Below are 26,391 nucleotides of genomic sequence, written 5' to 3'. Positions count from 1 at the left end.
AACGAAGCATCACCGAGCGCAGGCACTTTTCGTACAGGACCGAAGGGCCGGCTGAACCCGGGGTTGTACTGGACGCCGAACAGGGCCAGGATCAAGGCCAACAAGAATCACGGGGCGGTCGATGAGTCAGTCCTTGCGCAAGCGCAATCCCTCCTACGAATTGATGGAGGACCTGAGCGGTCACTCGGTGATCTATCGGGAGCATGGCTTTCCCTGCCCGCTGGTGCGCTGGCATTTCCACAAGGAATACGAGCTGCACCTGATCGTGGCCAGTTCGGGGACCGCCTTCATCGGCGACTACATCGGCAACTTCTATCCGGGCAGCCTTTTCCTTACCGGTCCGCATCTGCCGCACAACTGGATCAGCCGCGTCGCCGAGGGCGAGGTGGTGGCCAAGCGCGACATGCTGGTCAACTTCACCAACGAGACGGTGGACAACGCCACCGCGGTGTTTCCCGAACTCAGCGGCCTGGCGCCGCTGCTGGAGCGCGCCCGCTACGGCATCGAATTCCAGGATCCGCAGCTGATCGCCCGCGCCGAGGCGTTGCTGCAACAGATTTCGGAGAGCGGCGGCGCCACCCGACTCGGTCATTTCCTGGTGCTGATGGAGGCACTGGCCACCTCGGAGCGCTATCAGCTGCTGTCGGGCAGCGTCGAGCCGGCCACGGCCAGCGAGCAGGCCGTGGATCGCACCAACCGGGCGCTGAATTTCATCTTCGATCACTACCAGCGTGATTTCACCCAGGAAGAAGTGGCCGAGCACCTGGGCATGACGCCCACCTATTTCTCGCGTTTCTTCCGCCAGGCCACCGGGCGCACCTTCGTCGAATTCGTCAACAGCCTGCGTATCAGCAAGGCCTGCGAGATGCTCTCCCACAGCAGCATGCCGGTCACCGACATCTGCTTCGAGGCCGGCTTCAACAACATCTCGAACTTCAATCGACGCTTCCACCAGCTCAAGGGCATGACCCCGCGCCAGTACCGCAGCCTGACGGTGCAGCGCCTGACCGAACAGAACGCCTGAGCGGCTTTCCTTGATCCGGTTTGTTGCCAGCGTGAGAGCCACTGAACAGACCTGGCGCAAAGTTCGGTTATGATCGAACTACCCATCCGTGCCGACCGAGGACAGAGCCACCATGAGCGAACCCTACACGCCCCCATGCGTCTGGACCCCCACCACCTCCGGCGGTAACTTCGCCAGCATCAACCGCCCCATCGCCGGGTCGACCCACGACAAGGAGCTGCCGGTCGGCGAGCATCCCTTCCAGCTGTATTCGCTGGGCACGCCCAACGGCATGAAGGTGACCATCCTGCTGGAAGAGCTGCTGGCGGCCGGACATGGCGACGCCGAATACGATGCCTGGCTGATCCGCATCAGCGAGGGCGAGCAATTTTCCAGCGGCTTCGTCGAGATCAATCCGAATTCCAAGATCCCGGCCCTGGTGGATCGGCGCGGCGCCGAGCCGCTGCGCGTCTTCGAGTCCGGCGCCATCCTGCTCTATCTCGCCGACAGCTTTGGCGCCTTCATCCCGAAGGATCACGCCGGTCGCACCGAGACGCTGAACTGGCTGTTCTGGCAGATGGGCTCGGCGCCCTTCCTCGGCGGCGGCTTCGGGCATTTCTACGCCTATGCGCCGGAAAAGCTCGAATACCCCATCAACCGCTACGCCATGGAAGCCAAGCGCCAACTCGATGTGCTCGACCGCCTGCTGGCCGAGCGCAGCTACGTGGCCGGCGAGGACTACGGCATCGCCGACATCGCCATCTGGAGCTGGTACGGCAACCTGGTGCTGGGCCAGTTGTACAACGCCGCGGAATTCCTCGCGGTGCAGGACTATACCCACGTGCAGCGCTGGGCCCAGGCCATCGCCGCACGGCCGGCGGTGCAGCGCGGTCGGCGGGTCAATCGCACCTGGGGCGAGCCGGGCGAGCAACTGGCCGAGCGGCATTCGGCGGCCGACCTGGATTGACGCGGGGTAGACGTCAGCGGAGCCGTTGGGTTCGCTGATCGCGGCCATGGGCCGCTCCTACAGAGGCTTGATGTTTCCGTAGGAGCGGCCGCATCGGCGGACCGCCATGGCCGCGATAAAGACAGTTGCTGCTACGAAAGGGGCGACAGTTGATCCCGATTTTTTGCCAGGGTGATGCAGATGAGCGCCTGCTCGAAAAGCCCTCTCGCCACCAGGCCCAGTGGAAAAGGCTGCGCCGTTTTCCACGCTACTGCAGTGCTCGGCCGCAACCTATTTGCCACTGGCGCGGAACCTGATCGCGAGTGACCGGAGCTGAAGCCGCCATAGCCCTGCGCGGCCCCTGGCCAGCTCTAGATACCGAACCGGACCCAAAGCGCTCGCCAACTCCTGCGCGAGCGTCTGGACTACCCCATTAGCAGGCGCTGAGCGCCTTTCCATATTTCCTGCACATTTGCCCAGCAGCCTGACTTCCATCTCAGTCAGGTCTGGCAGGCATGAGCAGGAAATCCCGCATTCTCGTCGTCGTTGTCTTGGTCGGTGCCGCCGTGGCGCTGGGGCTGGTGCTGCACGGGCGTTCGACCAATGCCGGCAGCGCTGCGCATGGCAGCCAGGGTGGCCGGGCCTGGGGCGCGGCCGCGGGACAGGGCCAGGCGATCACCGTGGCAGTGGGCCAGGCCGGGCATGCGGATGTGCCGGTCACCCTCACCGCCCTGGGCACCGTGGTGGCCAACGCCAGCGTCACGGTGACCACCCGGGTGGCCGGTCAGCTGGAGCAGGTGTTCTTCACCGAAGGTCAGCGGGTGAAGAAGGGCCAGCTCCTGGCGCAGATCGATCCGCGGCCCTACCAGGCCACCCTGGATCAGTATCGCGGTGACCTGGCGCAGAACCAGGCGCAACTCAAGAGTGCCCAGCTGACCCTGGAACGCTATCGCCGGCTGGTGGCCAAGGATTCCCTGGCCAAACAGGAGCTGGACACCCAGGTCGCCACTGTGGGCCAGTACCAGGGCGCGGTGCAGGCGGACCAGGCGCAGATCGCCGCCGCCCAGTTGAATCTGCAGTACGCCCGCATCATGGCGCCGCTGGAAGGCTATGTCGGCCTGCGCCTGGTGGACCCGGGCAACTACCTCGCGGCCGGCGACACCACCGGCCTCGTCAGCATCACCCAGACCGATCCCATCGCCGTGACCTTCAGCCTGCCCCAGGCGACGCTTGCCAGCCTGCTGCCCAAGGTCCGCCAGGGCCAGGCGCTGCCGGTCACCGCGCTCGGCCAGCTGGACGGTACGACGCTGGCCGATGGCGCGTTGAAGTTCATCAGCAACGAGATCGACACCAGCACCGGCAGCCTCAAGCTCAAGGCAGTGTTCGCCAACCCGGAAGAGAAGCTCTACCCCAACCAGTTCGTCAACGTGCGCCTGCAGACCGACACCCTGAAGAACGCCGTGGTGGTCCCCGCCGCCGCGGTGCAGCTGAGCAGCGACGGCAGCTTCGTCTATGTGGTGGGCGCCGATGACAGGGTGCAAAGACGCAGCGTGACCGCCGGGCCGGCACTGGGCGAGCGGCTGGCCATCACCCAGGGACTCGCGGGCGATGAGCGGGTGGTCATTCGCGGCATCGACCACCTGCGCGACGGCGCCCAGGTCCGCGTGGAAGGCGCGCCGGCGGCGGATGCCCGCCGATGAATCCGTCACGGCTGTTCATCCAGCGACCGGTGGCCACGGTGCTGCTGATGGTGGCGGTGCTGTTCGCCGGCCTGCTCGGCTATCGCCTGCTGCCCATCTCGGCGCTGCCGGAGGTGGACTATCCCATCATCCAGGTGACCACCCTCTACCCCGGCGCCAGCGCCAAGGTGCTGGCCACCGCAGTGACGGCGCCGCTGGAACGCCAGCTGGGACAGATGGCCGGCCTGGCGCAGCAGTACTCCACCAGCTCGGCCGGCGCTTCGGTCATTACCCTGAAATTCGATCTCAGCCTGTCGCTGGACGTCGCCGAGCAGGAGGTGCAGGCCGCGATCAACGCCGCCAACAGCTATCTACCGGACGACCTGCCCAATCCGCCCACCTACAAGAAGGTCAATCCCGCCGACGCCCCGGTGCTGACCCTGGCCGCCACCTCCGACAGCCTGCCGCTGACCCGGGTGCAGGACCTGGTCAGCAACCGCCTGGCGCTGAAGCTGTCGCAGATCTCCGGGGTTGGCCTGGTGAGCCTGGCCGGCGGCCAGCAGCCGGCGGTGCGCATCGATGTCGACCCCAAGGCCCTGGCCGCCCACGGCCTGACCCTGGAAGACGTCTACACGGTGGTCAATGCCGCCAACGTCAACGGCTCCAAGGGCGGCTTCGACGGCCCCGACCACTCCATTACCATCGACGCCAACGACCAGTTGCGCAGCGCCGCCGAGTACGGCGAGCTGGTGCTCAGCTATGCGCAGGGCGCCGCCCTGCACCTCGAGGACGTGGCCACGGTCGCAGAGGCACCGGAAAACGCCTATCTGCAGGCCACCGCCAACGGCCGGCCGGCCATCGTCATCAACATCCAGCGCCAACCGGGGGCGAACGTCATCGGCGTGGTCGACGCCATCCAGAAACAGTTGCCCAAGCTCCGGGCCGCCCTGCCCGACAATGTCCAGCTAACGGTGCTGGCCGATCGCACCCAGACCATCCGCGCCTCGCTTGCCGACGTGCAGTTCGAGTTGCTGCTGTCCATCGCCCTGGTGGTGATGGTGACCTTCCTCTTCCTGCGCAACCTCACCGCGACCCTGATTCCCAGCCTGGCGGTGCCGCTGTCGCTGGTGGGCACCTTCGGGATCATGTATCTCGCGGGCTTCTCGCTGAACAACCTGACGCTGATGGCCCTGACCATCGCCACCGGCTTCGTCATCGACGACGCCATCGTGGTGGTGGAAAACATCGCCCGCCACCTGGAAGAGGGCGAGCCGCCGCTGCAGGCGGCGCTGCGCGGTTCGCGGGAGATCGGCTTCACCATCATTTCCCTGACCTTCTCGCTGATCGCCGTGCTGATCCCGCTGCTGTTCATGGGCGACGTGGTGGGTCGGCTGTTCCGCGAATTCGCCATCACCCTGGCGGTGGCCATCCTGGTCTCCATGTTCGTCTCCCTGACGCTCACGCCGATGCTCTGCGGCCGGCTGCTGCAGCACGTGCCGCCGGAGCGCCAGAGCCGCTTCGCGCGCTGGGGCGAGCGGCAATTCGAACGCCTGGTAGCGGGTTACGACCGCACCCTGAGCGTGGTGCTGGACCATCAGCGGCTGACCCTGCTGGTGGCCGTGGCCACCGTGGCGCTGACCGCCCTGCTCTATCTGCTGGTGCCCAAGGGCTTCTTTCCCGGCGAAGACACCGGGCTGATCGTCGGTTTCACCCGCGCCTCCCAGGATGTCTCCTTCGACGCCATGGCCCGCCGCCAGCAGGCGCTGGTCGAGCAGGTGCTGGCCGATCCGGCGGTGGCGACGGTCACCTCGACCCTCGGCGTCGACGGCAGCAACGCCACCCTCAACCAGGGCCGCCTGCAGATCCAGCTCAAGCCCTTCGACGAGCGCAGCGAGCGGGCGCCGGCCATCATCCAGCGCCTCAAGCAGGGCGCCGCGGGCGTCGCCGGTATTCGCCTGGACCTGGTAGCCAACCAGGAGCTGACGGTGGACGACCAGCTCACGCCCAGCCAGTACCAGTTCACCCTGGACGATGCCGACGGCACCCGGCTGGCCGCCCTGCTGCCGCGGCTGATGCCGCGTCTACAGGCCCGGCCGGAATTGCGCGACGTGCTCGACGACCTGGAAGACCAGGGCCTCACCGCCCAGGTGGAGCTGGACCGCGCCGCCGCCGCCCGTTTCGGCATCACCGCCGCCGACGTGGACACCGCGCTCTACAACGCCTTCGGCCAACGGCTGATCTCCACCATCTTCACCCAGGCCAACCAGTACCGGGTGGTGCTGCAGGTGCCCGGTGCCTTCCGGGCGACGCCGGCGGCCTTCGGCGACATCTACCTGGCGCCGGCGACCACCGCCACGGCCAGTGGCACCAGCAGCAGTACGACAACGACCACCAGCACCCCCAAGGGCCTGGTACGCCTCACCGACATCGCCCGCATCGAGCAGCGCCCGGGCCCCCTGTCCCTGACGCGCCTGGGGCAATTCCCGGCGGTGACGCTGTCCTTCAACCTGGCCGACGGCTACTCCCTGGAGCAGGCGCAGCAGGCCATCGCCCAGAGCATGGCCGAGGCCCAGGCACCGAGTAGCGTCACCCTGAGGTACCAGGGCGCGGCCCAGGCCTTCCAGCAGGCGGCGGGCAATACCCTGTGGCTGATCCTGGCCGCGGTGGTGGTGATGTACATCGTGCTGGGGGTGCTCTACGAGAGCTTCATCCACCCGGTGACCATCCTCTCCACCCTGCCCTCGGCGGCCATCGGCGCCCTGCTGCTCCTGCTACTGACGGGCACCGAGTTCTCCCTGATCGCCCTGATCGGCGTGGTGCTGCTGATCGGCATCGTCAAGAAGAACGCCATCATGATGGTGGACTTCGCCCTGGAGGGACGCCAGCAGCTGCACCTGGCGCCGCGGGAGGCCATTCACCGCGCCTGCCTGCTGCGCCTGAGACCCATCCTGATGACCACCCTGGCCGCCCTGCTCGGCGCCCTGCCGCTGATGTTCGCCAGTGGCTCCGGCGCCGAACTGCGCCGGCCGCTGGGGCTGGTGATCGTCGGCGGGCTGCTGGTCAGCCAGGTGCTGACGCTCTACACCACGCCGGTGATCTACCTGGTCTTCGATAGACTCGGCGAACGACTGGGGCGGCGCTGGCAGCGGAGCGGCGGACGATGAATCCCATCCGCCTGTTCGTGCTCAAGCCGGTCGCCACCCTGTTGCTGAGTCTGGCGGTGCTGTTGCTCGGCCTGCTCGGCTACGCCCGCTTGCCGGTGGCGCCGCTGCCCAAGGTGGACTTCCCCACCATCGTGGTCACCGCCAGCCTGCCGGGCGCCAGCCCCGAGACCATGGCCGCCACCGTGGCCACGCCGCTGGAGCGCAGCCTCGGCCAGATCGCCGGAATCACCGAGCTGACCTCCAGTAGCAGCCAGGGCGCCACCACCCTGATCCTGCAATTCGACCTGTCGCGCAACATCGACGGCGCCGCCCGCGACGTCCAGGCCGGCATCAATGCCGCCCGTAGCCTGCTGCCCAGCGGCATGCCCAGCCTGCCCACCTATCGCAAGGCCAATCCCACGGAATCGCCGATCCTGATGCTGGCGCTGACCTCCAAGACGCGCAGCCCGGGCGAACTCTATGACCTGGCGTCGAGCATCCTGCAGCAGAAGATCGCCCAGGTGCAGGGCGTCGGCCAGGTATCGATCCGCGGCAGTTCGCTGCCGGCGATCCGCATCGACCTGCAGCCCCAGCAACTGGCCCATGCCGGCATCGCCCTGGACAGCGTGCGCGCGGCCATCGCCAACGCCACCACCCATGGCGCCAAGGGCGTGCTGCATGCCGAGGGCCAGACCTGGTCCATTGAGAGCAACGGCCAGCTGGAGCAGGCGGCGGACTATGCGCAGCTGATCGTCGGCTACCAGCAGGGCGCCGCGGTGCGCCTGAGCGACGTGGCGCGGGTCTACGCCACGGTCGAGGACGTCTACGTCAGCGGCTCGCTGAACGGCCAGCCCTCGGTGACCCTGGGCGTCACCCGCCAGGCCGGCGCCAACATGCTGCAGACCCTGGACGCCATCAAGGCCCAGCTGCCGGTGCTGCAGGCTCTGGTGCCCGGCGACGTGGACCTGGTGCCGGTGATCGACCGCTCCGCCAGCATCCGCGCCTCGCTGCACTCCACCGAAGAGACCCTGCTGGTGGCGATGCTGCTGGTGATCGCGGTGGTGTTCGTCTTCCTGCGCGACCTGCGGGCCACCCTGGTACCCGCCGTGGCCCTGCCGCTGTCGCTGATCGGCACCTGCGCGGTCATGTACCTGCTGGACTACAGCCTGGACAACCTGTCGCTGATGGCGCTGATCATCGCCACCGGTTTCGTGGTGGACGACGCCATCGTGGTACTGGAGAACGTCACCCGCCACCGCGAGCTGGGTCGCGGTCCGCTGCGCGCGGCACTGATCGGCAGCCGCGAGGTGGCCTTCACCGTGCTGTCCATGACGCTGTCGCTGATCGCCGTGTTCATCCCGCTGCTGCTCATGGGTGGCATCGTCGGCCGGCTGTTCCGCGAATTCGCCGTGACCCTCAGCGTGGCCCTGGTCATCTCCATGCTGCTGTCGCTGACCCTCACCCCCATGCTCTGCGCGCGGGTACTGCGCGAGCGCTCACCCGAAGCAACTGTGCCGGCGCTTTATCGGTGGATCGAGAACGGCCTGGCGCGCCTGCAAGGCGGCTATCTGCGCGGCCTGGACTGGGTGCTGCGGCACCCGCTGCTGACTCTTGCGAGCCTGGCGCTGACCGTGGGGCTCAACGTCTACCTCTATGTGGTGGTGCCCAAGGGCTTCTTTCCGGACCAGGATACCGGGGTGGTGCTCGGCGCCATTCGTGCCGACCAGAGCATCTCCTACCAGGCCCTGGCGCCCCATGTGAAGGAGATCGCCGCCCGCTTGCGTGACGATCCCGACGTGGCGGCGGTGATGGCCTCTACGGGCGGCGGCATGTTCGGCTCGCGCAACTCGGCGCAATTCTTCATCCGCCTCAAGGACTACAACGAGCGCCAGGACAGCGCCCAGCGGATCGCCAATCGCCTCAGCCAGCTTGGCAGCCGCCATGCCGGCATCCAGCTGTTCCTCATGCCGGCCCAGGATCTGCGGGTCGGCGGGCGCAGCGCCAACGCCACCTATCAATTCAGCCTGCAGGCCGACGACCTCGACGAACTGCGCCGCTGGACACCCAAGGTGGAAGCCGCCTTCAAGACCCTGCCGGAACTCACCGGGGTGGATTCCGATGCGCAGAACGGCGGCCAGGAGGTGCGCCTGGAGATCGACCGCGCCGCGGCGAGTCGCCTGGGGGTGAGCGTCAAGGACCTCGACACCCTGCTGGACAACGCCTTCAGCCAGCGCCAGGTGGCCACCCTCTATCGCACCCTCAACCAGTACCACGTGGTGCTGGGGCTGGCGCCGGCCTACACCCAGGACCCCGAGGTGCTCAAGCAGCTGTACGTGGTGACCGGCAGCGGTGCCCAGGTCCCGCTGGCCGCCTTTGCCCGCTTCACCGGCGGCAACGCGCCCCTGGCAGTGGCGCACCAGGGCCAGATGGCCACCAGCACCCTGGCCTTCAACCTGGCCGACGGGGTCTCCCTGGAGCAGGCCCAGGCGGCGATCCAGGCGGCGCTGGTCAAGGTCGGCCTGCCGCGGGAGATCCAGTCCGGCTTCCAGGGCACCGCCCAGGCCTTCGCCACCCTGGTCGCGCAGATTCCCTGGCTGGTGGCCGCGGCCCTGGCGGCCATCTACCTGGTGCTGGGCATGCTCTACGAGAGCTACATCCATCCGCTGACCATTCTCTCCACCCTGCCCTCGGCCGGGGTCGGTGCCCTGTTGTTGCTGCTGGCGACCGGCACCCAGCTGACCCTCATCGCCCTGATCGGCATCCTGCTGCTGATCGGCATCGTCAAGAAGAACGCCATCCTGCTGGTGGACTTCGCCCTGGTCGCCGAGCGCGACCGCGGCCTCTCGCCCGAGGCCGCCATCCGCGAGGCCTGCCGGCTGAGATTCCGGCCGATCCTGATGACCACCCTGGCGGCCTTCTTCGGCGCCCTGCCGCTGGCGCTGGGCAGCGGCTGCGACGACGCCCTGCGCCAGCCCCTGGGGCTGGCCATCGCTGGCGGCCTGGCGCTGAGCCAGGTGCTGACCCTCTTCACCACCCCGGTGGTATTCCTCTGTCTCGACCGCCTGAGCCGCGCCAGCCGCCGGTTCTGGCGCCAGCATCTGCGCCGCGCCGCGGCCTGAAGGTAACGACCATGCCGCTCCCGCGCCTCCTGCCCCCGCTGCTCCTGCTGACCCTGCTTGCCGGCTGCACCGTGGGGCCCGACTACCAAAGGCCCAGCGCCCCGCTGTCGACGCAATTCAAGGAGGCGGCCGGCTGGAAGGCCGCCCATCCGCGCGACGACCAGGCCAAGGGCGCCTGGTGGCAACGCTACGACGATCCCCAGCTCAGCGCCCTGCTGACCCAGGTGGCGGTCTCCAACCAGAACGTCGCCCAGTACCAGGCGCTCTATCGCCAGGCACGCGCCCTGGTCCGCGAAAGCCGCGCCGAGACCCTGCCCAGCGCCACCCTGGACGCCAAGACCACCCGCAGCGAGAACGCCAGCAGCAGCGACAGCGGCAGTGCCAGTGCCGGCGGCGCCACGGTCAGGAACGCCGACAGCCTCAGCCTCGGCCTGAGCTGGGACCTGGACCTCTGGGGCCGGCTGCGCCGCACCCTGGAAGAAGACCGCGCCAGTGCCCAGGCCAGCGCCGCCGAGCTGGCCAACGCCACCCTCAGCGCCCAGGCGGAACTGGCCCAGGACTACTTCGCGCTGCGCGTGCTGGATCGGCGTCTGGCGCTCTATGAGCAGACCCTGGCCGATTACCGACGCTATCTCGCGGTGATCCAGAACAAGTACGACGAACAGCTCGCCTCCCGTGCCGATCTCGCCCAGGCACGGACCCAGTTGGAGAGCGCCGACGCCAATCGGCTGGCCCTGACCACCCAGCGCGCCCAGCTGGAACACGCCATCGCCCTGCTGCTGGGCAAGCCGCCCGCGGACTTCGCCCTGGCCGCCGATCCCCGGTGGCAGGCCCGGCTGCCGGACATTCCTGCCGGCCTGCCCACTGCCCTGCTGGAGCGCCGCCCGGACATCGCCCAGGCCGAGCGCCAGGTGGCCGCCGCCAATGCCGCCATCGGCGTGGCCACCGCCGCCTACTACCCCGACCTGACCCTGAGCGCCAGCGGCGGCTACCAGAGCAGCCTGCTCGGCGAGCTGCTCAAGACGCCGAGCCGCTTCTGGTCACTGGGACCGACCCTCTCCGGTACCCTGTTCGATTTCGGTGCCACCCGCGCGAGCGTCGACCAGGCGCGCGCGGCCTACTACGCCAAGGTGGCGAGCTACCGGCAGACGGTGCTCACCGCCCTGGGCGAGGTGGAAGACGACCTGGTGGCGCTGCAGGTGCTCGGCCCCGAACTCGCCGCCCAGCGCCGCGCCGTGGCCGCCGCCCGCGATTCGGCCAGCGTGACCCGCGACCAGTACGAAGCCGGCATCATCGACTACCTGGACGTGGCCACCACCCAGGCGACCCAGCTGAGCCAGGAGCAGAGCCTGCTGCAACTGGAATCCAGCCAGCTGGTAACCAGCGTCCAGCTGCAGATGGCGCTGGGTGGCGACTGGCAGGCCGCGCGTCTGGCCGACGCCCCCTGAGAACCTGTTCTCGATCTCGCGAGCTAGAGACAAACAAGGTGAAAATGGTTGAGGAAGCGGATCGCACTCGCGTTCGAGTTTACGAGTGGTAAATGAGCATTCCGAAGCTATTTTCAACGCCGTTTGGCCGACGCGCAGCAGATCAAGAATAGGTTCTGACAGCCACCCGTGGAGCTGCTAGCGTGCCCTTACCTTCCGCCGTCGAGATCCGCATGGGCCTGCTGCGTCTGTCCCTTTCCGCCAAGGTCTTTCTCGCCGCCCTGGCGCTCTGCGCCTTCGCCGTGCTGGGCATGGCCTGGGCCTCCTACCTGAGTTTCTCGCGGGATTTCCTCGGCTATCTCAACGGCCAGGCCGAACAGCGGCTGGATGCCCTGGTGCCGCGCTTCGAGCACGCCTACGCCGAGCATGGCGACTGGAATTTCCTGCTCAACCAGCACCCGCCCGAGGCCTGGATCCAGCTGCTGCGCCCGGAATTGCCCGCCAATACCAGCGTCCGCCCCTCCCCGCCGGTGTCGGATCTCACCGGCGCCTTTCTGCGCTTCTCGCTGCTGGATGCCGAGCATCGCTACCTGATCGGCTTTCGCGACCTGCCGCCCGTCCCGCTGTTGCGGGCCATCCACTGGCAGGGCCGGGTGGTCGGCTGGCTGGCGCTGACGCCCTTCGAGGCGGTCATCAGCGACGGCGACCGCCGCTTCCAGCAGAGCCAGATCCGCTCCAGCCTGGTGATCGCCTTCGTCTGCCTGCTGCTGGCCGCCGCCCTGGCCTGGTGGATCGCCCGCACCCTGCTGCGCCCGATCCGCACCGTGGCCGGCGCCACCCATCGCCTGGCGGCCGGCGACTACGGCATCCAGCTGCCCATCCGCTCCGCCGACGAGGCCGGCCAGCTGGCCCAGGACTTCAACCGCCTGGCCCGCGTCCTGGCCAGCAACGAGCTGCAGCGCCGCGCCTTCATGGCCGACATCTCCCACGAGTTGCGGACGCCCCTGGCGGTGCTCAGGGGTGAACTGGAAGCCATGGAGGACGGAATCCGCCCGCTGGACGTGAGCGGGCTGAAGTCGCTGCAGACCGAGGTCGGCTCGCTGAACAAGCTGGTGGACGATCTCTTCGAATTGTCGCTGGCCGAAGTCGGCGGCCCCACCTACCGCCACGAAGCGCTGGACCTGGCGACCCTGCTGGCGCTGACCGCCGATGCCTGGCGCCCGCGCTATCGCCAGGCCGGCCTGGAACTGCGGCTGGAGCTGCCGGACGCCCCGCTGCTGATCCGCGGCGATGAGGCGCGCCTGGGCCAGCTGTTCTACAACCTGCTGGAGAACAGCCTGAGGTACACCGAAGCCCCTGGTCAGGTGCACCTTTCCGCGCGCCAGGTCGGCAACCGGCTGCAGGTCGATCTGCAGGACTCCGCGCCCGGCGTTCCCGCGGCCGACCGCGAACGGCTGTTCGAGCGGTTCTACCGCGTCGAAGGCTCGCGCAGCCGCCGCAGCGGCGGCGCCGGCCTGGGCCTGGCCATCTGTCGCGGCATCGCCGAGGTGCATGGCGGTCAGCTGCAGGCCAAGGAATCACCGCTTGGCGGCCTCTGGCTCGAACTGCGGTTGCCCGCCCTCGCTGACCGGAGCCCGGCATGAGCCAGACCATCCTGCTGGTGGAAGACGAACCCAAGCTCGCCGCCCTGCTGGGTGACTACCTCAAGGCCGCCGGCTTCACCTGCGACTGGCACGCCGACGGCGAACAGGCCCTGGCCGTCCTCCGCGCCACGCCACCCGACCTGCTGCTGCTCGACCTGATGCTGCCCGGCCTCGACGGCCTGGAGATCTGCCGCGCGGTACGCACCTTCAGCGCCCTGCCGATCATCATGGTCACCGCCCGGGTCGACGAGATCGACCGCCTGCTCGGCCTGGAACTGGGCGCCGACGACTACATCTGCAAACCCTTCAGCCCGCGCGAGGTGGTGGCCCGGGTCAAGGCCGTGCTGCGCCGCAGCAGCGTGCCGGACGGCCGGCCCGCGCCCAGCGGCCTGCAGCTGGACACCGAGACCTACCAGGCCAGCTTCAACGGGCGGCCGCTGGAGCTGACCCCGGTGGAATTCCGCCTGCTGGCGACCCTGGCCCAGCACCCCGGCAAGGTGCTTTCGCGCGACCAGTTGCTCAACCACCTGCACACCGACTACCGCATCCTCACCGACCGCACCGTCGACAGCCACGTGCGCAACGTCCGCCGCAAGCTGCACCGCCTCGACCCGGACTGCGAGCTGATCCGCTCCATCTATGGCGTGGGCTATTGCCTGGAGACTTGACCCGCTCAGCCTGCGCTCGACCAGGCCGCACTCGCCGATCCCAGCCGCGTAGCCGGCCGCTGCCAGTGCAGGCGCAGGTCGCCGATCTGCAGCGGCGGGCGCAACCGCTGCGCCGGCCCCCAGGCGGTGGGCTCGGGGTGGCATCGTAGTCGGCGTCCTGCACGCCGGTATAAAGGGGCGCGCAGGCCACGGCGGGATGCTCGGTCAGCAGGCAGGCGGTACGCGCCAGCGACAGGCGCGCGCTCAGCACACGGCCCTCGCGCAGGCGACCGGTGATGCCGCGGATGACCGCGGCCGCCATCAGGTAACCGGTGGCGTGGTCGAGGGCCTGAACCGGCAAAGGCACCGGCTGCTGCGCCTGCTGCCAGTCGCGCCCGGCCGCGGCGATGCCGCAGGACAGCTGCACCAGGCTGTCGTAGCCGCGCCGCAGGGCCCAGGGCCCGGTCCAGCCGTAGGCGCACAGGGACACGTCGATCAGCGCCGGCTGCAATGCCCGGCGCTGGGCGGCACCATAGCCGAGCCGCTCTAGAGCGTCGGCGCGATAGCCGTGCACCAGGACATCCGCCTCCTCCAGCAAGGCTTCGAACACCCGACGGTCGGCCGGCCGGCGCAGGTCCAGTCGCGCGCAGCGCTTGCCCAGCGTCACCTCGGGTGCCTGGGCCGGTTCGTCCCAGTCGGGGGATCGATCCGCAGCACCTCGGCGCCCAGCCCGGCCAGCAGGCGGGTGGCGATGGGTCCGGCGAGGATGCGGGTCAGGTCGAGGATGCGAATGCCCTGCAAGGGGCGTTGTGGATCGGGGCGCCAGTCGCGCGCGATGGCAATGGCTGTCCATTCCTGGGCGATCAGGGATTCGGCGCGCACCGCTTGCCCCTGGGGATGCGCTTGCCACTCCGCCTGGGTGCGCAGCCTGGCCGCGCAGCCACCCGCCGCGACAATGGCCGTCTCCAGGGCTTCGCCAGGCCAGTCGGCCATGGCCTCGGCGACGGCAGCCTGGCTATTGCCACAGCCCAGCACGGCGAGGGCACGCTCCCGGTGATGAGGCGCATTGGCGTGCAACCGTAGCCAGCCGTCGCGGGTACGGTAGTCGCCGGTGATCGCATCCCAGACGGCGGGCAATTCCCAGCCCAGGGAACGCAGGGAGGTCTTGAACCAGGCCGCGGCCAGGTGCCGGTCCACCTGCACCGGCAATCCGGGTGCCCCTTCGGCCAGCAGATCGGCGGCGGCCAGGCCGGCGACCCCGATCGCCGCCGTGGCGAGGTCGCTGACCGGAAAGCAGGAGGCCAGGCTATCGTTGCCCCGGACCTGCAGATTCGCCGCCTGGGCGGCAGACAGATCCAGGGCGGTGACGAGTTCGTCGAGCAGGGATTGAAAGACGGCAGGCGTACGGGACGGGTGGGGTCCTCCGCGGCAGCAGGCAGTGCTCTCACAGTAGCCCTGCCTGCGCGAGCAGGACACCGGCGTTCGTCCGTCTACCGTCCAGCGCGACACGGGGACAAATCGCCCTCTGCCTGGGTCTCCCCTTCATCAGCCCACCCACGCTATCGGGAGACCCCATGACCGCACGACAACTCCTCATCGCCGGCGCCAGCGGCATCATCGGCCAGGCCGTGCTGGACGCCTTCGCCAAGGCCGGCTGGTCCATCACCACCGTCGGCCGCTCGCGACAGGCACCCAGTCGCTTTCCTCATCTGACCGCCGACCTGCTGGACCCGGCCAGCCTGGCCGCGGCCAAGGCCGATCTCGCCGGCGTGACCCATCTCTTCTACAGCGCCCTCAAGCCCAACCCCGACCCAGGCGTCGAGGCGGACGAAAACGCCGCCATGCTGGAGAACCTGGTCGCCGCGGTACGGGATGCCGGCGCCCCCCTGGCCCGCATCACCTTCGTCCAGGGCGGCAAGATCTACGGCGCCCACCTGGGGGTGTACAAGACCCCAGCCCGCGAGGATGACAGCCGCCACTTCCCGCCCAACCTCTATTTCCGCCATGAAGACTTCGTGCGCAGCCTGGAGGCCGACGGCATCCGCTGGACCGCCCTGCGCCCCGACATCGTCATCGGTCACTCACTGGGCTCGGCCATGAACCTGGGCAACCTGATCGGTCTCTACGGCGCCCTGTGCAAGGCGACCGGCACCGCCATGCAATTCCCCGGAACCGAGCAGGCCTATCGCGGCGCCCTGGTCAACGTCACGGCCGCGCCGCTGCTGGGCGAAGCCGCGGTCTGGGCCGCCGAAGAGCAGCACGATGGCGCCTTCAACCTCACCAACGGCGATGTCTTTCGCTGGAGTCACGTCTGGCCACAGCTGGCCGACTGGTTCGGGCTGGACGTGGGCGAGCCGCAACCCATCTCCCTGGCCCAGCGCCTGACCGCGCTGAAGCCGCTCTGGCAGACGCTGGCGCAAGGGAAGGACTGGCCGAGGCCAATCCCGAGCGGATTGCGCCCGGGGCCTTCGGCGACTTCATCTTCCATGTCGAGAAGGACGCCATCTTCGATGTGACCAAGGCGCGGCAGGCCGGCTTCGGGCAGATGGTCCTGAGATCGGACGAGGTCCTGCTCGCGCACCTGGAGGACATGCGTCGGCGGCGACTGATTCCCTGAGGCATCCCGCACCGTCCCGATAGAGGCAAAACGCCCGGGACGACATGCGGTCTCAACCCCAACGTCTCGCCATTGGAGTCCTACCTTGTACGCCGACACCCTCACCTGGGGCCATGGCCCCCGCACCTTCGAAGTCTTTCTCGAGCCCACCTGCCCCTTTTCGGTCAAGGCCTTCAACAAGCTCGACGACCTGCTGACCCAGGCCGGCCCCGAGCGGATCACCCTGAAGATCCGCCTGCAATCCCAACCCTGGCACCTGTTCTCCGGGGTGGTGGTGCGCTGCGTGCTGGCCGCCGCCACCCTCGACGGCGGCAGGGAAAGCGCCAAGGCGGTGCTGGCCGCGGTGGCGGCCCATCGCGAGGAATTCGAGTTCAAGGATCACGCCACCGGACCCAACCGCGACGCCACGCCCAACGACATCATCGCGCGCCTGGAAGGCTACAGCGGCCTGGCCCTGGCCGACGCCTTCGCCAATCCGGACCTGCAGCACGCCATCAAGTGGCACTGCAAGTACGCCCGGCAGAACGGTATCCATGTCTCGCCGACCTTCATGATCGATGGCCTGGTGCAGCTCGATATCAGCAGCGGGGATTCGGTCGCGGACTGGCTCGCTCGACTGGGTTGAGCAGCAGGCCCAGGGTCGAGAGGCGGCGTAGCCTGACCACTCGCGCTATGCTCGGCGGCCCCGTCCCGACCCGAGACAGACCCTTGATGGCCCTCCCCGCTGGAGACTCATCCTGGAAGCCCTGAGCGTCTACCTGGGCCTGGCCGCCCTCGCCTTCGGTGCGGCCACCCTGCTACCCCTGCAATCGGAAGCGGCCCTGGCCGGGCTGCTGCTCACCGAGCGCTATGCCACGGCGCTCCTGCTGCTGGCCGCGACGCTGGGCAATGTCGCCGGCTCGACGCTGAACTGGTGGCTGGGCACCCACCTCGAACGCTTTCGCCAACGCCGCTGGTTTCCGCTGTCGCCGCAACGTCTTGACCGTATCCAGGCGGCCTACCAGCGCTGGGGCTGGTGTTCGCTGCTGCTCAGCTGGACGCCCGTGATCGGCGATCCCCTGACCCTGGTGGCCGGGGTGATGCGCGAACCGCTGTGGCGCTTTCTGCTGGTGGTGACCCTGGCCAAGGCCACGCGCTACACCGTGGTCTGGGGTCTTGCCCTGGGTTGGCGCTGAGTCGGCCTGGCTATCGTTCGCTAACCAAGCTGACGCCGGCGGCGCCACAACCAGCGCGTTTCCACGGCGGCGAGATCGGCAAGCGGAATCAGGTCAGCGGGAATACGACTGCAGTTCGACAGGTTGAACACCTGGCGACCCGCGGCGCGCATCGCGGTCTGCATGACCTGCAGGCCGGGCAGGATGCGACTGTGCAGGTGCTCGTCGAGGCCGCAGGGCGACGCCGGCGAGCGGCCATCCTCGTAGAACCGCGGACGGTCGCTGTCGAGATCGACGCCGGCAAGATAGATCTCGGTGAATCCCAGGTGATAGGCCAGTTGCAGGGCGATGAAGGCCACCGTGCGGACATCGAAGATGCCGTAATCCAGGTTGCAGCTGAAGCCGATATCCCGGGCGCGACGACTGAACCAGGCGGGCAGCCGTTGCGCCTGTTCCTGCTCGGCGCCCAGGTGGTGCTCCAGGCGTGTGGCTGGCGCGCGGTGCAACGGATGCGCCTTGGCGGCCAGTTCCGCGGGCAGGGCCTGGATGGCTTCCGGCCAGAGCGCCAGCCGGGTGGCCCGCTCCAGTCCCTGTCGATAGAGCTCGGGTTGCTGCTGCGCGAAACTGAGATCGCTGCAGACGTAGAACAGCGGACTCAGGGGACTGCCCAGCAACTTGGCGATGGCGCCATTCATGGTGATGACCGGAATGTCCCGCCAGACCGGGAGGTTGAGCCTGCCCGCCGACGGCCCCGAGGCCAGCAGCAGCACGGGGCCGCGGTAGGCATTGCGCCAGGCGGCGAAGGCGCCAGCACTCGAACTCACAGCTTCGGTCGGGTGGAACGAGAGGGGTGAAAGGTACAAGGTACGACTCCTCGGAGTGACGATGACCAGACCTGGCGCGGCGATCGACCACTAGCGAACGCGCCACGTGACAGGGCCCAGCACTGGACAGCGCTGCGGTCCCGTCGCCCATTGTGCGTGAACCTGCCGCTGCTGGATTTCTACCCCAGGTAAAAGTCCGTCGCCACCTTGTATCCGGATCCTTACAAAGTCCGGCGTTGAGTCATGACCGCTGCTGCCCTGACGCCTCCGAGGCTGGATACTAGCCAGCCTGGAAGGCCTTGCCGCTAGGAACCGCGGTAGGTGCTGAAGCCGTAGGGGCTGAGCAACAGCGGGATATGGTAGTGCTGTTCCGGCTGGGTGACGTCGAACACCACCGGGATCTCAGGGAAAAAGGCGCTGCGGCCCTGCTGGCGATAGTAGTCGCCGGTCTTGAAGACCACCCGGTACTCGCCCTTCTCGAAGGTCTTTTCCTTGGGAAACAGCGCCGGCACCCGGCCCTGCTCGTTGGTGACCTCTTCCGCCAGCGGCTGCCAGCCCTGCCCTACCTGGCGTTCCAGGGTCACGTGCACCCCCGCCGACGGCTTGCCGTCCTCCAGGTTGAGCACATGGACACTCAGGGGATTGGGCGCGGCGACCGCGAAGCCGGACAGGGCCAGACCCGACAACAGTACGAACGTCTTCATGGAGATCTCCTTCAAGGATGAGAGGTGAGGTTGAGGTGTTCAGCGGCCGCCAGCGCACAGCGCTCGTCCGCCCCGCCACCGCCGGCACCGGCGATGCCCAGGGCGCCGACCAGCTGGTCGCCTTCGTAAAGGGGGATGCCACCGCCGAGCAGCAGCAATTCGGGCAGGGTGACGAGATTGGCCGCATCCGGGTTCTGCCGGGCGCGCTCGGCCAGCGCCTGCGACGGGGTGCGGGTGGACAGGGCGGTAAAGGCCTTGCGCCGCGCCGCCTCGGCGTTGTGCGGTCCGACGCGGGTATCGCGTTGCAGGAGGATCAACTGACCGCTGCGGTCGAGCACCGCCAGCGCGGCGCTGCAGGGCGCGGCCTGCGCCAGGCGCTGCGCGGCCGCGAGGTCGAGATCGGGGTGCTGCGGCAGCGCCGCCTGCGCCTGACCGAGGGCGGCAGCGCCCAGCAGCGCGAGGGTGAGAGAGGAAAGAAAGCGCGACATGATTCGAGGTCCAGGAGATGACCCCGCCAACCTATCCTGATCGTTCGGTCAGGAACGGGTACTGCAGAATGACAATTTTGTCAGAAGGATCAGCGAGATAGCTGTCCCGACCCGACAGCGTCACCCCTCGCCCGCAGCGTTGACATTCCTGCCTCGCGGCGCGTGGGTAACGCGCCGAGGCTCCCGTTGCCTTGATCCCTCTCTATTGCCAGCGACCCGAGTCGACAGTGGGCTCACGAAGGGCCGTTGCTTTCCGGAAGTGCACAGGCCCATCGACCACGCAAAACCATCGGGTCGCTATTGATCGATTAGATCAAAACATGCTTTATTGTGATCAGAACAATCACAAGGTAGGCATGACCATGAAATTCCGCGGCATCGTTCCCGCCCTCGTTACCCCCTTTGACGCCCAACAACGTGTCGATGAAAACGCTTTGCGCGGTTTGATCGAAAACCTGATTGGCGCCGGCGTCCACGGCCTGTTCGTATTGGGCACCAACGGCGAGTTCTTCGCTCTCTCCGAAGCCGAAAAGCTGCGTATCGCCGAGCTCACGGTGGACGCCGCGGGCGGCCGGGTCCCGGTCGTAGCCGGTACCGGTGCCTTCGCGACGCACGAAGTGATTGAACTGAACAAAAAGATGGCGGATCGCGGCGTCGATGCCCTGTCGGTGATCACGCCCTACTTCAATGCTGTCAGCCAGAAAGAGCTGATCACTCATTACGAAGCCATTGGCGACGCCTCCCCACTGCCGCTCATGCTCTACAACATTCCGGCCAAGACCGGCATGTCGATCGGCATCGGCGCCGTGGCCACCTTGAGCCAGCATCCGCAGATCAAGGGGATCAAGGACAGCGCGGGCAACTTCGACGCCCTGGTGCAGATGATGAAGTACCGCAGCGATGACTTCGCCGTCTTCGCCGGTACCGACTCCCTCATCTACTGGAACCTGCTGGCCGGCGGCGATGGCGCGGTGGCCGCCACGGCCAACGCGGTACCTCAGGTCGTCATGACCATCTGGAACGCCTTCCAGGCCGGCGATCACGCCACCGCCCGCGCCGCCCAGGAAAAGCTGCGGCCGCTGCGCGATGCCTTCGCCCTGGGCACCATGCCATCGGTACTGAAGAAGGCCGCCGACCTGCTCAACGTCCCGGTCGGCCCCTGCCGCGCTCCGGTCGCGCCGCTGGACGAAGCCACGGTGCACAAGCTCGAAGGCCTGCTGGCCATCTATCGCGACTGACCCGGAGCGCCCATGTCCCTCTATCATTTCCAGACCGTCAAACACCTGGTCCACGGCGCCGGCGCCCTGGATCAGCTCGGCGACAAGCTCGCCCTCCTCGATGTCCCGCTGCGCCGCGTGGTGCTGGTCACCCAGAACGCCATGCATGGCCTGGGCGTGACCGAGCGCGTCAAGGCGCAACTGGCCGCCCGCGACATCGACGTGGCCGTCATCGACAACGTCGAGATCGAGCCGACCCTCGAGAACATCGAGCAGGTCTTTCGCGAACAGGTCTCGCCGCGCCAACCGGACGCCCTGCTCGCCATCGGCGGCGGCTCGGTGCTGGATGCCGCCAAGCTGTTCGCGGTCATGCTCACCAACGAGCAGTCGCTCAGATCCATGCTCGGCATCGACCAGGTCGCCCGCGCCGGGCTGCCCACCGTGCTGGTCCCGACCACCGCCGGCACCGGCTCGGAAGTGACGCCCAATGCCATCGTCACCCTGCCCGACGAAGAGTTGAAAGTGGGCGTGGTCAGCCGCCACCTGCTGCCCGCGCTGGTGCTGCTCGATCCGCTGCTGACGCTGAGCCTGCCCAAGGCCATCACCGCGGCTACCGGGATGGATGCATTCACCCATTCGCTGGAGTCCTTCATCTCCAACAAGGCCAACCCGGTCAGCGATACCTTTGCCCTGGAGTCCATGCGCCTGATCGCCGGCAGTATCGTCGAGGCCTATCAGCAGCCGGACTCGGTGCGCGCCCGCAGCGACATGCTGCTCGGCTCCACCTACGGCGGCGTGGCCCTGACCGCCGCCGGTACGGCCGCGGTCCATGCGCTGGCCTATCCCCTCGGTGGCAAGTTCCACGTCACCCACGGGGTGGCCAACGCCATGCTGCTACCCCATGTCATGGCCTTCAATCTGGACAGTTGCGCGCCGCGCCTGAAGCGCGCCGCCATGGTCTGCGGCCTGGCCCGCGCGGAAGACAGCGACGAAGCCGCCGCGCACCAGCTGATCGAGCAGATCGCCGCCTGGACCGCCACCCTGGAAATCCCCCAGGACCTGGCCGCCTTTGGCGTGCGCGAGGAGCATCTGCCGGAGATGGCCGTGGCGGCCTCCAAGGTCACTCGGCTGATGGTCAACAATCCCAAGCCGCTGAGCCTGGACGACATCCAGGCGCTGTACCGGCGCCTGCTGCCATGACCCGCCTGCTGATCCTGGCCGACGACCTCAGCGGCGCCGCCGACTGCGCCCTGGGCTTTGCCAAGGCCCAGGCGACCCGGGTGCTGCTCGACGCCGAGGCCCTGGACGCCCAGGCGCCGGTGACGGCACTGGATCTGGACAGCCGTCGACTGGATGCGCGTGCGGCGGCCGCACGCCACGCCGCGCTGCTCGGGCACCCGGCGTTGGCGGGCGCCGCGCTCTACAAGAAGATCGACTCCACCCTGCGTGGCAATGTCGCCGCCGAGGTGGCGGCCCTCACCCCGCGCGGCCTGGCCCTGGTCGCGCCCGCCTACCCGGCACTGGGCCGCACCACCCTGGGGGGTATCCAGTACCTGGACGGCGTACCGGTCGACCAGACCGATGTCTGGCGCAACGAAGGCCTGACCGGCAGTGCCGATCTGGTTGCTCAACTGACCGATCACGGCATCAGCTGTGCGCGGCTGGATCTCGCCACCCTTCGTCAGCCGGTGGCCCTGGCCGCCGCCCTGCGCCGCGCGCTGGACAGTGGTCTGCCCGCGCTGGTCTGCGACGCCGAGCGGCAAACGGACCTGGAGGCACTGGCCCGGGCTTCCGCGCCCGTGGCGCAGCAGCTGTTCTGGGTCGGCTCCGCAGGCCTGGCCGAGGCGCTGCCTGCAGCCCTGGGCCTGACCGGCCACACCGCACTCCGCCCTCATGGGGACGGCCCGATCCTCACGGTGGTGGGCAGCATGTCACGACACTCCCAGGCCCAGGCCGAGCGACTGGTGGCGGGGAGCGGCCAACACTGGCAGCGGCTGGCCCCTGCCTGGCTGCTGGAGCCGCAGCACGCCGCCGAGCGTACCGCGCTGGCCGCGGCCCTCGCTCGGCAGCTCGCCCGCGGCGAAGACGTCCTGGTGAGCCTTGACCAGCAGGCCCGCGACCCGCGCCAGGCTGTGGCCCTGAGCCAGGCCCTGGCCGAACTGCTGCAGCCCGTCCTGCAGGAAGCCGCTGCCGTCATGGCCACCGGTGGCGAGACCGCTCGCGCCCTGCTCGCCCAGGCCGGCATCACGGCGCTGGACCTGCACGGCGCCCTCGCCCCGGGCGTGGCCCTGGCCAGCACCCGCTGGCGCGGTCGCGCCCTGCGGATAGTGACCAAGGCCGGCGGCTTCGGCCAACCCGACACCCTCCTCGATGCCTGGCGCCACCTGCGCGCCAGCCTACCCGCACAGGCCGCCACGGCCTCCCTGCAGAAGGAAGCCCACCATGTCTGAACGTCCCGTCATCGGCATCACCATGGGTGACGCCACCGGCGTCGGTCCCGAGATCATCATGAAGTCCCTGGCCCACGCCGCGGTCTACGATAGCTGCCGCCCGCTGGTCATCGGCGACGCCGGCCGCCTGGAAGACGCCAATCGCATCGTCGGTGGCACGCTGCAGATCAACGCCATCGAGCGACCCAACCAGGCGCGCTTCCAACCGGGGGTGGTGGACTGCATCGACCTCGGCCTGATCCCCGCCGACCTGCCCTACGGCAAGCTGTCGGCCCTGGCCGGCGACGCCGCCTATCGCTACATCGAACGCACCGTGCAGCTCACCTCGGCCGGTGAACTCGATGCCATCTGCACCGCCCCGCTGAACAAGGAAGCCCTGCACGCGGGCGGCCACATCTTCCCCGGCCACACCGAGTTGCTGGCGCACCTCACCGGCACCGAGGAGGTGTCGATGATGCTGATGACGCCGATCCTCAAGGTTATCCACGTCACCACCCACATCGGCATCATTGATGCCATCGCCCGTATCGAGCCGGGCCTGGTCAAGCGCACCATCGAACGCGCCCACGCCACCCTGCAACGCGCCGGCATCCAGGACCCGCTGATCGCCGTCTGCGGCATCAATCCCCACGCCGGCGAGAACGGCCTGTTCGGCTACGGCGAGGAAGAAACCAAGATCCAGCCGGCCATCGAGGAGCTACGCGCCCGTGGTTGGCGCGTGGAAGGCCCGCTGCCCGCCGACACCCTGTTCTTCCGCGCCGGGCGCGGTGACTTCGATTGCGTCGTGGCCATGTACCACGACCAGGGCCACGGCCCGGTCAAGGTCATGGGCCTGGAGGCCGGCGTCAACGTCACCGTCGGCCTGCCGGTGATCCGTACCTCGGTGGACCACGGCACCGCCTTCGACATCGCCGGCAAGGGCATCGCTGACGAGCGCAGCCTCATCGAGGCGCTGCGCCAGGCCACCGAACTGGCCAGCCGGCAGCGCGCCAGCCAGGCTGCCTGAGGAGGCCGACCATGAAAGTCATCTGCACCTCGCCCTCTTTCGCCAAGTACTCCCGGGAACCGCTGGAGCTGCTGGCCCGCCACGGCATCGAGCTGGTGGTGGTCCCGGCCGACATCGATGTCCAGGGCTTCATCGCCGCGGCCGGCGACTGCCAGGCGGCCATCACCGCCTTCAACCTGTTCGACGCCGCCACCTTCGCCGCGCTGCCGGGGCTGCGCCTGGTGTGCAAGCACGGCGTCGGGGTCGACAACCTCGACCTGGACGCGGCCCGCGCCCACGGCGTGACCGTCTGCAACGTGCCCAACTCCAACCGCCATGCGGTGGCCGACTACACCTTCGCCCTGCTGCTGGCCTCGGCGCGCCAGGTGGCCCGCGCCGACCGCGAGACCCGCGCCGGCGACTGGCCACGGCTGTTCGGCGCGGACGTCCACGGCAAGACCCTGGGCATCGTCGGCCTGGGCAGCATCGGCAAGGAGGTCGCGCGGCGCGCCAGCGGCTTCGCCATGCGCGTCATCGCCCACGACCCCTACCCCGACCAGGCCTTCGCCGACCGCGAACGTATCGAATTCCGCGACCTCGACGAGCTCCTCGCCGAAGCCGACTTCGTCACCCTGCACATCGGCCTGTCCGATGCCACGCGCCACCTGCTGGACGGCCGTCGCCTCGGCCTGATGAAGCCCGGCGCCCACCTGATCAATGCGGCCCGCGGCGGCATCGTCGACGAAGAGGCGCTCTACCAGGCACTGCTCAGCGGCCACCTGGGCGGCGCGGCCCTGGACGTGTTCGAGGACGAACCGGCCAACCAGCACCCGCTGTACCAGCTACCCACCGTGGTGGTGTCGCCGCACATCGCCGGCTACACCCCCGGCGCCCTGGACATCCTCAGCCTCACCTGCGCCCGCAACGTGGTCGCCGCCCTCACCGGCAACGGCCCCCTGGAGTCCGTCGTCGTCGCCCCCTGACCCCCCTACCCCTTTCGGAACCTGATCATGGATAACAACAACAAGGCCACCAGGATTCGCTGGATCATCGCCGGACTGATGTGGACAGCGATCGCCATCAACTACATCGACCGGGTGGTGCTCTCCGCCGCCGCCCCCTTCATCAGCAAGGAATTCGCCCTCAACGCGACCGAGATGGGGCTGATCATGTCGGCCTTCTTCTGGTCGTACGCCCTGCTGCAGTTGCCCGCGGGCTGGCTGGCCGACCGCTTCGGTCAGAAGGCCACGCTGGGCGGCGCGGTGCTCTGGTGGTCGCTGGCGACTGCCCTGACCGGCCTCGCTACGGGCTTCAAGTCGCTGTTCGCCTTGCGCATCGGACTGGGCATCGGCGAGGCGGCGGCCTACCCGAGCAACGCCGGCATCACCTCGCGCTGGTTTCCCGACAAGGAGCGCGCCACCGTCTCGGGCATCTTCGACAGCGGTTCCAAGTTCGGCGGCGCGGTGGCCATGCCGCTGATCGTCGGCCTGATCGCACTGTTCGGCTGGAAGCTGACCTTCGTCATCAGCGGCGCCCTCGGCATCCTCTGGGCCCTGGCCTGGTTCGCCTTCTACCGCAACGATCCGGAAGACCACCCGCGCATCAACGAGGCCGAGCTGCGCTACATCCGCGAAGGCCAGCGGCGCCGCGAAGGCAATGGCGAGAAGCCGGCCATGCGCTGGTACGAGCTGCTGCGCTACCGCAACGTCTGGGCCATGTGCCTGGGCTTCTTCTTCATCAACTACAACTCCTACTTCTTCATCACCTGGCTGCCCACCTACCTGGTCAAGGAAAAGGGCATGGACCTCATCTCCATGGGCTTCATGGCGGCGCTGCCGCTGCTGATCGCCATGGTGGTGGAAGTCTTCGCCGGCTGGCTGTCGGACCGCATCTACCGCAGTGGCCGCTATTCGCTGACCACGATCCGCAAGACCTTTCTGATCGTCGGCCTGCTGATGGCCTCCTGCATCGGCCTGGCCGCCTTCGCCGAGTCGGCCTGGATCGCCATCGTGCTGCTGTGCATCGCCAAGTCCGGCACCACCGTGGCTGCCACCCAGGTGTGGGCCATGCCCGGCGATATCGCCCCGCGCGGCATGACTTCGATGCTGGCCGGCCTGCAGAACTCGGTTTCCAACATGGGCGGCGTGGTCGGCCCCATCGTCACCGGCTTCATCGTCGCCACCACCGGCTCCTTCAACATCGCCCTGCTGTTCTCGGCGGCGCTGATCGTGGCGGCCATCCTCAACTACCTGTTCCTGCTCGGCCGGGTGGAACCCATCGTCACCGACGACGACCCGGAGGCGGACCTGCTGGGCGCCGGCCAACCCAGCCACTGACGTTCCTCG

At 68.3% G+C, this 26,391-nt stretch carries 20 protein-coding genes and 1 pseudogene; 17 read left to right on the top strand and 4 right to left on the bottom strand.

From position 1 onward, the window contains the following. Positions 1-121: 121 nt before the first annotated feature. The 8 genes from BGI51_RS15265 (at position 122) to BGI51_RS15230 (ending at position 13,628) form a co-directional block, all read left to right on the top strand. Complete coding sequence (locus BGI51_RS15265) at positions 122-1,024, top strand: AraC family transcriptional regulator (RefSeq protein ID WP_187978864.1); 903 nt, start codon at positions 122-124, stop codon at positions 1,022-1,024. Positions 1,025-1,136: 112 nt separating this feature from the next. Then, the gene (gene yghU, locus BGI51_RS15260) at positions 1,137-1,970 is read left to right on the top strand and encodes a glutathione-dependent disulfide-bond oxidoreductase (protein ID WP_187978863.1); all 834 of its coding nucleotides are present in this window, start codon (positions 1,137-1,139) and stop codon (positions 1,968-1,970) included. A 494-nt stretch (positions 1,971-2,464) separates the two neighbouring features. Then, complete coding sequence (locus tag BGI51_RS15255) at positions 2,465-3,649, top strand: efflux RND transporter periplasmic adaptor subunit (RefSeq protein WP_187978862.1); 1,185 nt, start codon at positions 2,465-2,467, stop codon at positions 3,647-3,649. After that, on the top strand, positions 3,646-6,792 hold the full coding sequence (locus tag BGI51_RS15250; RefSeq protein ID WP_187978861.1) for a multidrug efflux RND transporter permease subunit: 3,147 nt from the start codon (positions 3,646-3,648) through the stop codon (positions 6,790-6,792). The genes BGI51_RS15255 and BGI51_RS15250 overlap by 4 nt, the downstream gene beginning before the upstream one ends. Further along, positions 6,789-9,890, top strand: coding sequence for an efflux RND transporter permease subunit (locus tag BGI51_RS15245; protein WP_187978860.1), 3,102 nt, complete (start codon positions 6,789-6,791; stop codon positions 9,888-9,890). The genes BGI51_RS15250 and BGI51_RS15245 overlap by 4 nt, the downstream gene beginning before the upstream one ends. A gap of 11 nt (positions 9,891-9,901) precedes the next feature. Next, positions 9,902-11,338, top strand: a complete 1,437-nt coding sequence (locus BGI51_RS15240; protein ID WP_187978859.1) for an efflux transporter outer membrane subunit — start codon at positions 9,902-9,904, stop codon at positions 11,336-11,338. A 221-nt stretch (positions 11,339-11,559) separates the two neighbouring features. After that, entirely contained in the window at positions 11,560-12,960 is a 1,401-nt protein-coding gene (locus tag BGI51_RS15235) for an ATP-binding protein (protein WP_187981335.1), read from the top strand. Continuing rightward, complete coding sequence (locus BGI51_RS15230) at positions 12,957-13,628, top strand: response regulator (protein ID WP_187978858.1); 672 nt, start codon at positions 12,957-12,959, stop codon at positions 13,626-13,628. The genes BGI51_RS15235 and BGI51_RS15230 overlap by 4 nt, the downstream gene beginning before the upstream one ends. Positions 13,629-13,633: 5 nt before the next feature. Here the strand turns inward: BGI51_RS15230 and BGI51_RS24090 are convergent. Beyond that, positions 13,634-14,990 (bottom strand): annotated as a pseudogene (locus BGI51_RS24090) (CoA transferase). Between the two features lie 191 nt (positions 14,991-15,181). On the opposite strand from BGI51_RS24090, the gene BGI51_RS15220 reads away from it, so the two are divergent. The 3 genes from BGI51_RS15220 to BGI51_RS15210 all read left to right on the top strand — a co-directional run bounded on the left by BGI51_RS15220 (position 15,182) and on the right by BGI51_RS15210 (position 17,399). Beyond that, positions 15,182-16,123: an SDR family oxidoreductase gene (locus tag BGI51_RS15220; RefSeq protein WP_252977093.1), complete on the top strand. Its 942-nt coding sequence runs from the start codon at positions 15,182-15,184 to the stop codon at positions 16,121-16,123. Positions 16,124-16,309: 186 nt separating this feature from the next. Further along, positions 16,310-16,849, top strand: coding sequence for a DsbA family protein (locus tag BGI51_RS15215; protein WP_187978857.1), 540 nt, complete (start codon positions 16,310-16,312; stop codon positions 16,847-16,849). A 112-nt stretch (positions 16,850-16,961) separates the two neighbouring features. Continuing rightward, a complete protein-coding gene (locus BGI51_RS15210; protein ID WP_187981334.1) occupies positions 16,962-17,399 on the top strand; it encodes a YqaA family protein in 438 nt (145 codons plus the stop codon). 20 nt (positions 17,400-17,419) lie between these two features. Here BGI51_RS15210 and BGI51_RS15205 read toward each other — a convergent pair whose 3' ends face one another. The 3 genes from BGI51_RS15205 to BGI51_RS15195 form a co-directional block, all read right to left on the bottom strand. After that, positions 17,420-18,202 carry a lipopolysaccharide biosynthesis protein gene (locus tag BGI51_RS15205; RefSeq protein ID WP_187978856.1) on the bottom strand — a complete coding sequence of 261 codons (783 nt, stop codon included), beginning with the start codon at positions 18,200-18,202 and terminating at the stop codon, positions 17,420-17,422. A gap of 305 nt (positions 18,203-18,507) precedes the next feature. Then, positions 18,508-18,906 (bottom strand): hydroxyisourate hydrolase, encoded by a 399-nt coding sequence (uraH, locus tag BGI51_RS15200; protein WP_027602718.1) that lies wholly within the window; start codon positions 18,904-18,906, stop codon positions 18,508-18,510. An 11-nt stretch (positions 18,907-18,917) separates the two neighbouring features. After that, positions 18,918-19,394: a GlcG/HbpS family heme-binding protein gene (locus BGI51_RS15195; protein WP_187978855.1), complete on the bottom strand. Its 477-nt coding sequence runs from the start codon at positions 19,392-19,394 to the stop codon at positions 18,918-18,920. 362 nt (positions 19,395-19,756) lie between these two features. Here BGI51_RS15195 and dapA point away from each other — a divergent pair, with 362 nt between their 5' ends. Genes dapA through BGI51_RS15165 form a run of 6 tightly spaced genes read left to right on the top strand, consistent with a single transcriptional unit; the run spans position 19,757 to position 26,382 of the window. Beyond that, on the top strand, positions 19,757-20,632 hold the full coding sequence (dapA, locus tag BGI51_RS15190) for a 4-hydroxy-tetrahydrodipicolinate synthase (protein WP_150340685.1): 876 nt from the start codon (positions 19,757-19,759) through the stop codon (positions 20,630-20,632). A 12-nt stretch (positions 20,633-20,644) separates the two neighbouring features. After that, positions 20,645-21,811: an iron-containing alcohol dehydrogenase gene (locus tag BGI51_RS15185; protein ID WP_187978854.1), complete on the top strand. Its 1,167-nt coding sequence runs from the start codon at positions 20,645-20,647 to the stop codon at positions 21,809-21,811. Next, complete coding sequence (locus BGI51_RS15180; protein ID WP_187978853.1) at positions 21,808-23,061, top strand: four-carbon acid sugar kinase family protein; 1,254 nt, start codon at positions 21,808-21,810, stop codon at positions 23,059-23,061. The genes BGI51_RS15185 and BGI51_RS15180 overlap by 4 nt, the downstream gene beginning before the upstream one ends. Then, positions 23,054-24,067: a 4-hydroxythreonine-4-phosphate dehydrogenase PdxA gene (gene pdxA / locus BGI51_RS15175; RefSeq protein ID WP_187978852.1), complete on the top strand. Its 1,014-nt coding sequence runs from the start codon at positions 23,054-23,056 to the stop codon at positions 24,065-24,067. The genes BGI51_RS15180 and pdxA overlap by 8 nt, the downstream gene beginning before the upstream one ends. An 11-nt stretch (positions 24,068-24,078) precedes the next feature. Further along, positions 24,079-25,029, top strand: coding sequence for a phosphoglycerate dehydrogenase (locus BGI51_RS15170; protein ID WP_187978851.1), 951 nt, complete (start codon positions 24,079-24,081; stop codon positions 25,027-25,029). A gap of 27 nt (positions 25,030-25,056) precedes the next feature. Then, complete coding sequence (locus BGI51_RS15165; protein WP_187978850.1) at positions 25,057-26,382, top strand: MFS transporter; 1,326 nt, start codon at positions 25,057-25,059, stop codon at positions 26,380-26,382. Positions 26,383-26,391 lie beyond the last annotated feature (9 nt).

It is taken from the genome of Pseudomonas oryzihabitans (assembly GCF_014522265.1).
In the GTDB taxonomy this organism is placed as follows: Bacteria; Pseudomonadota; Gammaproteobacteria; order Pseudomonadales; family Pseudomonadaceae; genus Chryseomonas; species Chryseomonas aestiva.
The sequence above is the reverse complement of the archived record's forward strand: the minus strand, read 5'-3'. Positions and strand labels throughout refer to the sequence as shown.

Excerpts from the sequence above, each read along its gene's own strand:
- BGI51_RS15265 (WP_187978864.1), top strand. The coding sequence starts at position 122 with ATGAGTCAGTCCTTGCGCAAGCGCAATCCCTCCTACGAATTGATGGAG.
- yghU (WP_187978863.1), top strand. The coding sequence starts at position 1,137 with ATGAGCGAACCCTACACGCCCCCATGCGTCTGGACCCCCACCACCTCC.
- BGI51_RS15255 (WP_187978862.1), top strand. The coding sequence starts at position 2,465 with ATGAGCAGGAAATCCCGCATTCTCGTCGTCGTTGTCTTGGTCGGTGCC.
- BGI51_RS15250 (WP_187978861.1), top strand. The coding sequence starts at position 3,646 with ATGAATCCGTCACGGCTGTTCATCCAGCGACCGGTGGCCACGGTGCTG.
- BGI51_RS15245 (WP_187978860.1), top strand. The coding sequence starts at position 6,789 with ATGAATCCCATCCGCCTGTTCGTGCTCAAGCCGGTCGCCACCCTGTTG.
- BGI51_RS15240 (WP_187978859.1), top strand. The coding sequence starts at position 9,902 with ATGCCGCTCCCGCGCCTCCTGCCCCCGCTGCTCCTGCTGACCCTGCTT.
- BGI51_RS15230 (WP_187978858.1), top strand. The coding sequence starts at position 12,957 with ATGAGCCAGACCATCCTGCTGGTGGAAGACGAACCCAAGCTCGCCGCC.
- BGI51_RS15220 (WP_252977093.1), top strand. The coding sequence starts at position 15,182 with ATGACCGCACGACAACTCCTCATCGCCGGCGCCAGCGGCATCATCGGC.
- uraH (WP_027602718.1), bottom strand. The coding sequence starts at position 18,906 with ATGAAGACGTTCGTACTGTTGTCGGGTCTGGCCCTGTCCGGCTTCGCG.
- BGI51_RS15195 (WP_187978855.1), bottom strand. The coding sequence starts at position 19,394 with ATGTCGCGCTTTCTTTCCTCTCTCACCCTCGCGCTGCTGGGCGCTGCC.
- dapA (WP_150340685.1), top strand. The coding sequence starts at position 19,757 with ATGAAATTCCGCGGCATCGTTCCCGCCCTCGTTACCCCCTTTGACGCC.
- BGI51_RS15185 (WP_187978854.1), top strand. The coding sequence starts at position 20,645 with ATGTCCCTCTATCATTTCCAGACCGTCAAACACCTGGTCCACGGCGCC.
- BGI51_RS15180 (WP_187978853.1), top strand. The coding sequence starts at position 21,808 with ATGACCCGCCTGCTGATCCTGGCCGACGACCTCAGCGGCGCCGCCGAC.
- pdxA (WP_187978852.1), top strand. The coding sequence starts at position 23,054 with ATGTCTGAACGTCCCGTCATCGGCATCACCATGGGTGACGCCACCGGC.
- BGI51_RS15170 (WP_187978851.1), top strand. The coding sequence starts at position 24,079 with ATGAAAGTCATCTGCACCTCGCCCTCTTTCGCCAAGTACTCCCGGGAA.
- BGI51_RS15165 (WP_187978850.1), top strand. The coding sequence starts at position 25,057 with ATGGATAACAACAACAAGGCCACCAGGATTCGCTGGATCATCGCCGGA.